Origin of the sequence: Bradyrhizobium sp. PSBB068 (genome assembly GCA_016839165.1) — a bacterium.
Lineage (GTDB): Bacteria > Pseudomonadota > Alphaproteobacteria > Rhizobiales > Xanthobacteraceae > Bradyrhizobium.
In genome coordinates, this window is record CP069300.1 from 2408844 (window position 1) to 2421215 (window position 12372).

Consider the following 12372-nt stretch of genomic DNA (forward strand, 5'->3'; position numbering starts at 1 on the left):
GGCATCCGTCATGAACCGCCGACTGGACAACGAACGTATCATCCGCGCTCCCCGCGGCAGCGACATCAGCGCGAAGAGCTGGCTGACCGAAGCGCCGCTGCGCATGCTGATGAACAATCTGGATCCCGATGTCGCCGAACGTCCGGGCGAGCTCGTGGTGTATGGCGGCATCGGCCGCGCGGCACGCGACTGGGAGAGTTTTGACCGGATCGCTGCTTCCCTGCGCAAGCTCGAAGGCGATCAGACGCTGTTGGTGCAGTCCGGCAAGCCGGTCGGCGTTTTCCGTACCCATGCCGATGCGCCGCGCGTCCTGATCGCGAATTCGAACCTGGTGCCGCATTGGGCGACGCTCGATCATTTCAACGAGCTCGACCGGCAGGGCCTGATGATGTTCGGCCAGATGACGGCAGGCTCCTGGATCTATATCGGCAGCCAGGGCATCGTGCAGGGGACCTACGAGACCTTCGTCGAGGTCGGCCGCCGCCATTACGGCGGCAGCCTCGCCGGCAAATGGATCCTGACCGCTGGCCTCGGCGGCATGGGGGGCGCGCAGCCGCTGGCCGCGACCATGGCGGGCGCCTCGATGCTCGCCGTCGAGTGCCAGCCGAGCCGCATCGAGATGCGGTTGCGCACGGGCTATCTCGACCGTCAGGCCACGACTCTCGACGAGGCGTTGGCGATCATTGCCGATGCGACCAAGAGCGGGAAGCCTGTCTCGGTCGGTTTGCTCGGCAACGCGGCCGAGGTCTTCCCGGAACTGGTGCGCCGTGGTGTGAGGCCGGACGTCGTCACCGATCAGACCAGCGCGCATGATCCGATCAACGGCTATTTGCCGAAGGGATGGACGCTCGCCGATTGGGAAGCGCGGCGCGCCGCCGATCCGAAGGCGGTCGAGACGGCGGCCAAGACCTCGATGGTCGAGCACGTCCAGGCCATGCTGGATTTCCACGCGCAGGGAATCCCGACGCTCGATTACGGCAATAACATCCGCCAGATGGCCAAGGACATGGGCCTGAAGCAGGCGTTCGATTTCCCCGGTTTCGTGCCGGCCTATATCCGTCCGCTGTTCTGCCGCGGCGTCGGTCCGTTCCGCTGGGCGGCGCTGTCGGGCGATCCCGAGGACATCTTCAAGACCGATGCCAAGGTCAAGGAGCTGATGCCCAACGATGGCCATCTGCACAACTGGCTCGACATGGCGAAGGCGCGCATCAAGTTTCAGGGACTGCCGGCGCGGATCTGCTGGGTTGGTCTCGGCGACCGTCATCGCCTCGGCCTTGCCTTCAACGAGATGGTGGCGCGCGGCGAGCTCAAGGCGCCGATCGTGATCGGCCGCGATCATCTCGACAGCGGCTCGGTGGCGAGCCCGAACCGCGAGACCGAGGCGATGCGCGATGGCTCGGACGCGGTGTCGGACTGGCCGCTGCTCAATGCGCTGCTCAACTGTGCGAGCGGCGCCACCTGGGTGTCGTTGCATCACGGCGGCGGCGTCGGCATCGGCTATTCGCAGCATGCCGGCATGGTGATCGTCGCCGACGGCACGCCGGAGGCGGCGCGCCGGCTCGAACGCGTGCTGTGGAACGACCCGGCGACGGGCGTCATGCGCCACGCCGACGCCGGCTATGAGACGGCGATCGAATGCGCCCGCGCCAATGGGCTCGATCTGCCGAGCCTGCGCTGACGGGACTTGATGGATCGGGAGTCGCTCGGTGTTCGGCCGCATCTCCTGATTGGGGTTCGCAGGTTAGCGAGATATCTCCTTGCAGCCCTCAACCTTCCGGTTGATGGACGCGAGGTGACCGGCTGGACATGCCTTGACACGCGAGATCGGCGGTGCAGCTACCGGAGATAGTTGGTCCACGGACTGCTGCATCTGTGATCGGCCGCTGATTTTCGATTTGCCTGCTTTCGCGTCAGCGTCGCTGACAGGATGAGCTGCGAGGGTCCTTGTCTCGCGGCAGATGACATGCAATCTTCCGCTCCCGGCAATGCTGTTCGAGAGCAACAAGAACAATAATCCCTCTCGTCCCTCCAATTCTGTCGAGGGCCTGATCATGTCGAACCCTACCCAAGCGACCTCCGCTCCGTGGCGGATAGGAGTCCTGTTTTCACGAACCGGCTTCATGTCGGTCATCGAGGAAACCCAATATCAGGGCACGCAGCTTGCGATCGAGGAGGTCAATGAAGCGGGCGGGGTCTGCGGCCGCGAACTGGTTCCCGTCGCCTACGACCCCGGCTCGGATTCGGCCGCCTATGGCCACTACGCCAAACGGTTGATGGTCGAGGACCAGGTCAGCACCATCTTCGGCTGCTACACCTCGTCGAGCCGCAAGGCGGTGTTGCCGGTCGTCGAACGGCTGAACGGCCTGCTTTGGTACCCGACACTATACGAAGGGTTCGAGGCGTCGCCGAACGTCATCTACACCGGCGCCTCGCCGAATCAGAACAGCCTCGCGCTGTGCCGCTATCTGATGGATACGTTCGGAACACGGTTCTATTTCGTGGGCTCGGACTACATCTATCCGCGCGAGTCCAACCGGGTGATGCGGGAATTGCTCAAGAGCAATGGCGGCTCGGTGGTTGGCGAGCGCTACGTCAATGTCTACGCGCGCTGGCAGGACTTCGTCCCCATCATCCAGGACATCAAGCGGGTCAAGCCCGACGTGATCTTCTCGACCGTGGTCGGCGAGGGCACCGTGTTCCTCTATCAGGCCTATGCCAATGTCGGCCTCGATCCCAGGCAGGTTCCGATCGCCAGCCTGACCACGACGGAGGCCGAAATCGCCGCCATGGGCTTCGACGTCGGTGAAGGGCACGTCACGGCGGCGTCCTATTTCCAGGGCGTCGAGGGCAGCGCCAATAGTGCGTTCGTGCAGCGCTTCAAGAAGCGGTTCGGTGCCGATATCTCGACCAACATGTGCGCCGAGGCGTCCTATTTCCAGCTGCATCTGTTCGCGAAAGCGCTCGAGCAGGTCAATTCGCTCGACACCGAGGTGCTGCGTTCCATGGTGCTCGGCACCAGTTTTGATGCACCGCAAGGTGCAGTCACCGTCAACCCGATGTCGGGTCATACCGACCTGTGGACCCGGATCGGGCGAGCCAATCGCCAGGGACAGTTCGACGTCGTCAGCCAGTCGAAGGAAGCGGTGCATGCGGATCCGTTCCTGATCGGATATGGTCGTGCAACGCAAACAGGAAGCGCCCAATGAACGAAATGTCGCGTAAGCCGTCACCGAGCCGAGACGTCGGCGGGCGCAAGACCATGGTTCAAGAGCTTGCCGATCTGTCGGCGGTCGTGGTCGCGCCGGTCGACGATCAGATCGGCATGCTGCTGCGCGAATTGCAGCGATTCCGGATGCGGGTGCGTCAGGTTTGGCCGATGCCGGAAAGCGTGCCGGCCGACGCCGATGTGGTGTACTGCGAATATTCGCCCGACCTTGCGCGGCGCCTGCCGTGGATTCCCGGCGATGCGCGCTCGGCGCTGGTCGTGATCCTGCCGGCGACGGAGGCGGTTCACGCCGATGCGCTGTGTCATGCGACGCCGAACGCCGTGCTACCGCGGCCGTTCACGCCGAATGCGGTGCTGTCCAGCCTCGTGCTGGCGCGCAGTCAGTTCGGTTACGAGCGGCGGCTGCGCAGCAAGATCGAGAAGCTCGACGACAATCTGCGCTCGATGCGCACGGTGGAGCGCGCCAAGGCGATCCTGATGGCCACGCGGCAGATGCCGGAAACCGAAGCCTACGGCTTCATCAGGCGACAGGCGATGGATCGTCGCGTGTCGGCAAGCGCAGTCGCCGCGGCGATTGTTGACTCGTTCGAACTGCTTGGCTACGATCATCAACAGTAAGCCCCAATAGCGGGGCCGGCGGCGACAGCGCCGCCTTCGACACAACCGGCAACAAAGCCCTCCCAATGCTCGCGTCAGCGCGCATCGGGAGGGCTTTTTGTTTTTTCAATCCTGAAGGGAGCTAGGGATGAGCATTTCACGGCGGACTTTGCTGAGGAATACCGCGGCGTTTGGCGCATTTGCCGGCGCCGGACTGCCGCATATCTGGATCAAGAACGCCGACCTCGCTTACGCCGCGGGCGGCGAGATCAAGGTCGGCGTGCTGTTCTCGCTGACGGGAACGACTGCGATCATCGAGGAATCACTCAACAAGGCGACGCTGCTCGCGATCGAGGAGATCAACGCCGCCGGCGGCATCAAGGGCAGCAAGATCGTGCCGATCGTCGAGGATCCGGCCTCCGATCCGGCGACGTTCTCGGAGAAGGCGCGCAAGCTCGTCGTCGGCGACAAATGCGTCAGCGTGTTCGGCTCCTACACCTCGGCGAGCCGCAAGGCGGTGCTGCCGGTGTTCGAGCGGCAGAACAATCTCTATTGGTATCCGACGCTCTATGAAGGCCGCGAGTGCTCGAAGAACGTCATCTACACCGGCGCGGTGCCGAACCAGCAGCAGGACGAGTTCGTGCCCTGGCTGGTCAAGAAATTCGGCAAGAAGTTCTATCTGATCGGGTCCAACTACATCTATCCGAAGGAAGAGAACAACTACTGCAAGAAGCTGCTCGAGAAGCTCGGCGGCGAGGTCGTGGCGGAAGAATATGTGCCGCTCGGCCATTCCGAATTCTCTTCCGTCATCAACAAGATCCGCTCGACCCAGCCGAACGTGATCTTCTCCACCGTGGTCGGTGATTCCGTGGTCGCGCTGCATCGGCAGTACAAGGCTGCCGGCCTCGATCCCGAGAAGATGCCGATGGCGAGCCTGACGACCTCCGAGAACGAGGTCGCGGCGATGGGCGGTGAGGCGGCGGCCGGTCACTTCACCTCGGCGCCGTATTTCATGGTGCACAAGTCGCCGGAGAACGAGAAGTTCGTCGAGGCCTACAAGAAGCGCTGGGGCGCCGACAAGGTGACGCATTTCGTCTCTGAGGCCTGCTACTTCCAGACCTATCTGTTCAAGCAGGCGGTCGAGAAGCTCGCCACCAGCGACCTCACGCCGCCGAACATCCGCGACGCGGTCAAGGGACAGAGCATGATTGCGCCGCAGGGCAAGGTCCAGATCGAGCCGGACAACCTGCACACCTGGCTGTGGCCGAAGATCGCGCAGGCGAAGTCGAACGGCCAGTTCGAGATCCTGGTCGAAGCCAAGGACTGGCTGAAGCCGGTGCCTTACGCGGCCTATCCCGGGCAGTCCTGCACCGAGAAGGGCCTGGTCGAGAAGAGCTGACGACGGGAGCTGACGAAGGCCGTCGGCGTGCGGCGCCGGCGGCCAGCCACCTGCAACCATGGCTTCCCTTTGCGCGAATCGTTGCGAGGGGCAGGGCGCACGAGATCACCTTGAAGAGCGGATTCGACGTGGACCAATTCATCGAACAAATCGTCACCGGACTCAGCATCGGGTCGATCCTGCTGCTGGTCGCGCTCGGGCTATCGATCATCTACGGGTCGATGGGCATCATCAATCTCGCCCATGGCGAGTTCGTGATGCTCGGCGCTTACGCCGCCTGGGTGTTCCACACCTATCTCGGGCTCGGCCTGCTGGCGAGCCTGGTTCCGATCTTCCTCGTGGTTGCCGCGTTCGGCTGGATCATCGAACGCTTTGTCCTGAGCCTGCTCAACAACCGGCCGCTGGATACGATCCTCGCGACCTGGGGCGTCGGCATCATGCTGCAGCAGGCGGTGCGGCTATCGGTCGGTAGCGAGCTGCGTTACGTGCAGCTGCCGCCGGCGCTGTCCGACAGCATGAACGTGTTCGGCATCCCGATATCGTCGTATCGGGTGTTCCTGTTCGTGGTGTCGATCGCGCTGTTCGGAGCCACCTGGTTGCTGATGAACCGCACCACGGTCGGGATGAAGCTGCGCGCCATCATCCAGGACCGCTCGGTCGCCGCCTCGTTCGGCATCAACGCCAAGCGGGTTTACGCGCTGACATTTGCTTACGGTGCAGGCCTTGCGGGGCTGGCCGGTGCGCTGGTGTCGCCGCTCAAGAGCGTCTCGCCCGACATGGGCACCGGCTATGTGGTCGATGCCTTCATGGTGGTCGTGCTCGGCGGCGTGCAGAGCCTCGCCGGCACCGTGGCGAGCGCCTTCATCCTCGGCGAGCTCTCCGGCGGCATCGCCTTCCTGCAGAACGACACGGTGGCCAAGGCGATCGTGCTGCTCGCCATCGTCGTCCTCATCCGTTTCCGCCCCGAAGGGCTTTTCACCGCACGCGTGCGGGCCTGAGACAGATCGCTGATTCATGCCGTCGAATGCTATTACTTCCAGCGGATTGCAGCGCCTGATCGCGCAGCTTGCACCGATACTTGTCGTCTGTGCGATCGTGTTCGCGCTGCCGGTGTTGCTCAACAACGACTTCCTGCTCAACAAGGTCGCGCGCTATCTGGTGCTCGGCATCCTCACGATATCGCTCGGGCTGTCCTGGGGCTTCGGCGGGATCCTCAATCTCGGCCAGGCGATGAGCTTCGGGCTCGGCTCCTACGCGATGGCGATGGCGCTGAAGCTCAAGACCATCCCTGTGCACACCGGAGCCAGTGGCCTGCCGGACTTCATGGTCTGGAACAACGTTGCGCATCTGCCGTGGTTCTGGGAGCCGTTCCGCTCGCTGACTTTTGCGATTGCCGCGGGCCTGATCGTGCCGGCGCTGGTCGCGGCGGCGCTCGGCTGGTTCATGTTCCGCGGACGTGTCACCGGCGTCTATGTCTCGATCATCACGCTCGCCACCATGGTGGTGATCAATCTCGTGATCATCGACCAGCAGAGCTACACCGGCGGCTTCAACGGCATCACCGATCTTGCCCAGCTCGAGATCTTCGGCGTCGCCTTCGACGCCTATGGCCGCGCCACCTACTATCTCGTGGCCTGCTGCGTACTGCTCAGCCTGCTGGTCGCCTTTGCCTTCACCAAGTCCAAGGCCGGCCTGATCGTGCAGGCGATCCGCGATCATGAGAGCCGGGTGCGCTATTTCGGCTACGACGTCGCGCTCTACCAGATCTTCGTGTTCGCGCTGTCGGCGGCGATCGCGGGGCTCGCCGGCATGCTCTACACGGTGGTGATGGAGTTTGCCTCGCCGACCTTCCTCGGCGTGCAGCTGTCGCTGTCGGTCGTGGTGTGGTGCGCCGTCGGCGGCCGGCAGAGCCTGGTCGGGGCGTTCCTCGGCGCCGTGCTGGTGGCAGGCATGCAGGGCGCGCTGTCGGAATCCGCGGCGTTTCTCGAAACCTGGACGCTGGTGATGGGCGCGCTGTTCGTGCTCGTCGTGCTGTTCCTGCCCAAAGGACTCGCCGGCCTCGCGCAGGTCATCCTGCGCTGGATCGTGCAGCGCCGCCAGGCCGCCAGTGGCCGCGTCGCGCAAGGCGTCGGCCAGACGGAGGGCAGCACATGAGTTCGCATCTCGATCTCCGCGACGTCTCGGTCAGCTTCAACGGCTTCAAGGCGCTGAACGCGCTCAACATGAGCGTGCGCAAGGGCGAGCTGCGCTGCCTGATCGGACCGAACGGCGCCGGCAAGACCACTGCGCTCGACATCATCTGCGGCAAGGTCAAGCCGAGCGCCGGCACCGTCAGTTTTGACGGCACCGCGCTGCAGGATCTCGAGGAATACGAGATCGCCCGCGCCGGCGTCGGCCGTAAGTTCCAGGTGCCGAGCGTGTTCCGCGAGCTTTCGGTGAGCGAGAATCTTGACGTGGCACGGGCGCGCCGCACCTCCGTGCTGGGCAATTTGCGCTGGAGTGTCGGCAACTCCGGGCGCGAAGACATCGAACGTCTGGCCGAATTGGTCGGGCTCACCGAGCAGCTCGACCGGCCGGCGGCCTATCTGTCGCACGGCCAGACCCAGTGGCTGGAGATCGGCATGCTGGTCGCCCAGGACGCCGAGCTGATCCTGATGGATGAGCCGACCGCGGGCATGACCGCGCAGGAAACCCGCAAGACCGCCGAATTGTTCGCGCGGCTGAAGGGTAAGCACACGCTGATCGTGGTCGAGCACGACATGGGTTTTGTGAAGGCGATCGGCGACGTCATTTCGGTGATGCATATGGGCCAGATGCTGGCCGAGGGCACCGCCGCGGAGGTGGAGGCGCACCCTGAAGTGCGGCGCGCCTATTTGGGATCGGGAGGCATCAGCCATGCTTGAGCTGACCGACATCGACGCGTTCTACGGCAACAGCCGCGCCCTGCAGGGAATCAACCTGATGGTCGGCAACGGCGAGTTCCTCTCGGTGCTCGGCCGCAACGGCGTCGGCAAGACCACGCTGATGCGCAGCATCCTCGGCCTGATGGACCGGGTCACCGGACGGCTGTCGCTCGACGGCGCCGACATCTCGCCGCTGCGCACCTATCAACGCGCCAAGGCCGGCATCGCCTATGTGCCGCAGGGCCGCGGCATCCTGCCGAAATTCACCGTGCGGGAGAACCTGACGCTCGGCACCTTCGCCGCGAGGTCCGCCGGCGGCATCGAGGAATGGGTGCTCGAGCTGTTTCCGGTGCTCAAGGATTTTCTCAATCGCTACGGCGGCAATCTCTCCGGCGGCCAGCAGCAGCAGCTCGCGATCGCGCGTGCGCTGCTGGCCCAGCCCAAGGTCATCCTGCTGGATGAGCCGACCGAGGGCATCCAGCCGAACATCGTCGAGCAGATCGAGGACGTGATCACGCGCCTCAATCGCGAGCGCGGCATCACGGTGGTGCTGGTCGAACAGAATGTCGCGTTCGCGCGGCGTGCGTCTCACCGCTTCGCGCTGCTCGAAAAGGGACGCGTCGTCGCCAAGGGCGCGATCGGTGAACTCACCGATGATCTCATCCAGCTGCACATGGCCGTGTAGCGGGAATTATCGTTCAAGAAAGGGAGTCGAGACATGTTGCATGGAGATATATCGAGCAGCAAGGACACGGTCGGCGTTGCCGTGGTCAACTACAAGATGCCGCGCCTGCACACCAAGGCCGAGGTGCTGGATAACGCGCGCAACATCGCCAAGATGGTCGAGGGCATGAAGCTCGGCCTGCCGGGCATGGATCTCGTGATCTTCCCGGAATACTCGACCCACGGCATCATGTACGACTCCAAGGAGATGTACGAGACGGCCTCGTCGGTGCCGGGCGAGGAGACCCGCATCTTCGCCGACGCCTGCCGCAAGGCCAAGGTCTGGGGCGTGTTCTCGCTGACCGGCGAGCGCCACGAGGAGCACCCCAACAAGGCGCCGTACAACACCCTGATCCTGATGAACGACAAGGGTGAGATCGTGCAGAAGTATCGCAAGATCATGCCCTGGGTGCCGATCGAGGGCTGGTATCCCGGCGATTGCACCTACGTCTCGGAAGGGCCGAAGGGGCTGAAGATCAGCCTGATCATCTGCGACGACGGCAACTATCCGGAGATCTGGCGCGACTGCGCGATGCGCGGCGCCGAACTGATCGTCCGCTGCCAGGGTTACATGTATCCGGCCAAGGAGCAGCAGATCCAGATCTCGAAGTCGATGGCCTGGGCCAACAATTGCTACGTCGCGGTCGCCAATGCCTCCGGTTTCGACGGCGTCTATTCCTACTTCGGCCATTCGGCGCTGATCGGCTTCGACGGAAGGACGCTCGGCGAGTGCGGCACCGAGGAGAACGGCATCCAGTACGCCCAGCTCTCGGTGTCGCTGATCCGCGACGCCCGCCGCAACATGCAGTCGCAGAACCATCTCTTCAAGCTGATGCACCGCGGCTACACCGGCCTGATCAACTCCGGCGACGGTGACCGCGGCCACGCCGTCTGCCCGTACACCTTCTACAAGAACTGGATCACGGATCCCGAGGGCACGCGGGAGATGGTCGAGGCCATGACCCGTCCGACGGTCGGCACCGACGAATGTCCGATCGAGGGCATCCCGAACCAGAAGGTCGCACATCGTTGATTTGAGAAACCAGGCCGTACCGGCGCGATCACATGCGCCGGCACGGTTCTCAAAACTGTTGCAAGGGGAAACGGGGGTTACCATGAGCAGCGAAGCCAATAGCGGTATCGTTCACCAGGCCGAAGGACAGATCGACGATCTTCTCGGCCACGAATTCGAGCACGAGCCGGTGCCGATCAGCGCCCGGCGCAGCGCCTTCTCGGTCACCATGGTGTGGCTGGGCTTTCCGATGATCATCACCGGCGCGATGACCGGATCGCTGCTGGTGCTGGGCATGGGGTTCAAGAATGCGCTGGTGGCGATGATCATCGGCAATCTGATCATGTTCGCCTATGTCGGCGCACTCGGCCTGATCGGCACGCGGAAGGGCATGAACTTTGCGCTGATCGCCAGCATCGTGTTCGGCAGGAAGGGCTATGTGCTGGCGTCGGGCCTGCTGTCGACCCTGCTGCTCGGCTGGTACGCGGTGCAGACCGGCATCACCGGCGCGTTGATCTCCTCGACCTACGGCCTCAACTATGTGGCGATGACCATCGTCGCCGGCGTGCTCTATATCGGGATCACCTTCGTTGGGGTGAAGGGATTGCACTATATCGGGCTGGCGTCGGTGCCGCTGTTCGTCGTGCTCGGCCTCTGGGTTGCGGCTGATGCGGCCTCGACCACGACAGCGGCAGCGATCTTCAGCTATGCCGGCAACAATGGCGTGGCCAGCATGTCGATGGGCGTCGGCCTCACCGTGGTGCTGGCGCTGTTCATCGATGCCGGAACGGTGACCGCGGACTTCAACCGCTGGGCGCCCAGCCCGGGAGCGTCGCTGTTCGCCACCTTCAGCGCGTTTCCGTTCGCCAATCTGGTGGCGATGCTGGTCGGCGGCGTGATGACGGCGGCGCTCGCAGTGCCGAACGCCAATCCGTTCGGCGTCGACAACATGTTCGGCTACATGAACGGCAAGCAGCTGACCTGGCTCAGCATCCTCGCCTTCATCTTCCTCTACACCAATCTCGGCTCGGTGTGTTCACACTGTCTCTACAATGCGGCGACCGGCTGGTCGCGTATCCTCGGCACCAATATGCGTCTGATGGCCGTGATCCTCGGCGCCATCGGCATCGTCGTCGCCGCGGGCAACGTCTGGGCGTTCTTCATCCAGTGGCTGTCGCTGCTCGGCATTCTGGTGCCGCCGATCGGCGCGATCATCCTGGTCGACCAGTATCTGTTGCGCACCGAGGCGCGTGCGGATGTCGACTGGCGTGCCAAGCCGTTCATTGCCTGGGGCATCGGGTCGCTATGCGCTTTTGCGGTTGAAAACCTGATGCCTGGGCTGTCCACTGCAATATCAGCCGCGCTGGTCGCCGGCATCGTGTACGGCGCGATCGCGCGGGTGGAGTCTTCGACCGAAAAGGTGGCGCGTCCGGCGTAAGCGATCAGCTCAATCGAGCAAGAAGGATACATCAATGAGCGTCGACTATCAGATTTATGATCTCGGCAATTTGACTTTGCAGCGCGGCGCGACCCTCCGCGACTGCAAGCTCGCCTACAAGACGTTTGGCCAGCTCAACGCGGCCAAGGACAACGTGATCGTCTATCCGACCTGGTACTCCGGCCAGCACTACGACAATGAATGGCTGATCGGGCCGGGCATGGCGCTCGATCCCGCGAAATACTTCATCATCATTCCGAACATGCTGGGCAACGGCCTGTCGTCGTCGCCGAGCAACACGCCGGAGCCCTACAATGGACCGCGGTTTCCGCAGGTGACGGCCTATGACAATGTGCGCGCCCAGCACCGGCTGGTGACCGAGAAGTTCGGCATCAAGCACATCCGCCTGGTGGTCGGCTGGTCGATGGGCGCGTTGCAGACGTTCCATTGGGGCGCGCTTTACCCCGACATGATGGATCTGCTGGCGCCGTTCTGCGGCTCGGCGAAATGTTCGCGGCACAATTACGTGTTCCTCGAAGGCGTCAAGGCCGCGCTCACGGCGGACGCCGCGTGGAAGGAGGGCTGGTACACCGACAAGCCGGCCCGTGGCCTGCGCGCCGCCGCGCGGGTCTATGCCGGCTGGGGCTTTTCGCAGGCGTTCTATCGCGAGCAGCTCGACATCAAGACGATGGGCTATTCGTCGCTGGAGGATTTCCTGGTGGCGTTCTGGGAGGGCTTCTTCCTGCCGAAGGACCCCAACAATCTGCTCACCATGCTGTGGACCTGGCAGAACGGCGACATCAGCGCCAACGAGATCTACAACGGCGACTTCAAGGCCGCGCTGCGGGCGATCAAGGCCAAGACCTATGTCATGCCGGGGCAGACCGACCTCTACTTCCCGCCTGAAGACAGCGAGAACGAGGTCGCCAACATGCCGAACGCCAAGTTCGTGCCGGTGCCGTCGATCTGGGGCCACTTCGCGGGCGGGCCGGGGACCAATCCGGTCGATGTCGCCTTCATCGATGGTAAGCTCAAGGAACTGCTCGCATCGTGAGTTCGAACGATTGCGAACGG

At 63.6% G+C, this 12372-nt stretch carries 11 protein-coding genes; all 11 read left to right on the plus strand.

From position 1 onward, the window contains the following. The first annotated feature begins 10 nt into the window (after window positions 1-10). The 11 genes from JQ507_11155 (at window position 11) to JQ507_11205 (ending at window position 12352) form a co-directional block, all read left to right on the plus strand. Window positions 11-1678, plus strand: a complete 1668-nt coding sequence (locus JQ507_11155; GenBank protein QRI71983.1) for a urocanate hydratase — start codon at window positions 11-13, stop codon at window positions 1676-1678. 280 nt (window positions 1679-1958) lie between these two features. Continuing rightward, entirely contained in the window at window positions 1959-3206 is a 1248-nt protein-coding gene (locus tag JQ507_11160; protein ID QRI71984.1) for a transporter substrate-binding domain-containing protein, read from the plus strand. Continuing rightward, window positions 3203-3844, plus strand: a complete 642-nt coding sequence (locus JQ507_11165) for an ANTAR domain-containing protein (GenBank protein QRI71985.1) — start codon at window positions 3203-3205, stop codon at window positions 3842-3844. The genes JQ507_11160 and JQ507_11165 overlap by 4 nt, the downstream gene beginning before the upstream one ends. 148 nt (window positions 3845-3992) lie before the next feature. Then, entirely contained in the window at window positions 3993-5222 is a 1230-nt protein-coding gene (locus tag JQ507_11170; GenBank protein ID QRI73294.1) for a transporter substrate-binding domain-containing protein, read from the plus strand. Window positions 5223-5350: 128 nt separating this feature from the next. Then, on the plus strand, window positions 5351-6220 hold the full coding sequence (urtB, locus tag JQ507_11175; protein ID QRI71986.1) for an urea ABC transporter permease subunit UrtB: 870 nt from the start codon (window positions 5351-5353) through the stop codon (window positions 6218-6220). Window positions 6221-6236: 16 nt separating this feature from the next. Continuing rightward, on the plus strand, window positions 6237-7376 hold the full coding sequence (urtC, locus tag JQ507_11180; GenBank protein ID QRI71987.1) for an urea ABC transporter permease subunit UrtC: 1140 nt from the start codon (window positions 6237-6239) through the stop codon (window positions 7374-7376). Continuing rightward, complete coding sequence (gene urtD, locus JQ507_11185; protein ID QRI71988.1) at window positions 7373-8125, plus strand: urea ABC transporter ATP-binding protein UrtD; 753 nt, start codon at window positions 7373-7375, stop codon at window positions 8123-8125. Before urtC ends, urtD begins: the two co-directional genes overlap by 4 nt. After that, a complete protein-coding gene (gene urtE, locus JQ507_11190; protein ID QRI71989.1) occupies window positions 8118-8810 on the plus strand; it encodes an urea ABC transporter ATP-binding subunit UrtE in 693 nt (230 codons plus the stop codon). Before urtD ends, urtE begins: the two co-directional genes overlap by 8 nt. A 33-nt stretch (window positions 8811-8843) precedes the next feature. After that, window positions 8844-9881, plus strand: coding sequence for an aliphatic amidase (locus tag JQ507_11195; protein QRI71990.1), 1038 nt, complete (start codon window positions 8844-8846; stop codon window positions 9879-9881). Window positions 9882-9963: 82 nt separating this feature from the next. Continuing rightward, on the plus strand, window positions 9964-11298 hold the full coding sequence (locus JQ507_11200) for a cytosine permease (protein QRI71991.1): 1335 nt from the start codon (window positions 9964-9966) through the stop codon (window positions 11296-11298). 34 nt (window positions 11299-11332) lie between these two features. Next, window positions 11333-12352, plus strand: a complete 1020-nt coding sequence (locus tag JQ507_11205; protein QRI71992.1) for an alpha/beta fold hydrolase — start codon at window positions 11333-11335, stop codon at window positions 12350-12352. The last annotated feature ends 20 nt before the right edge of the window (window positions 12353-12372 follow it).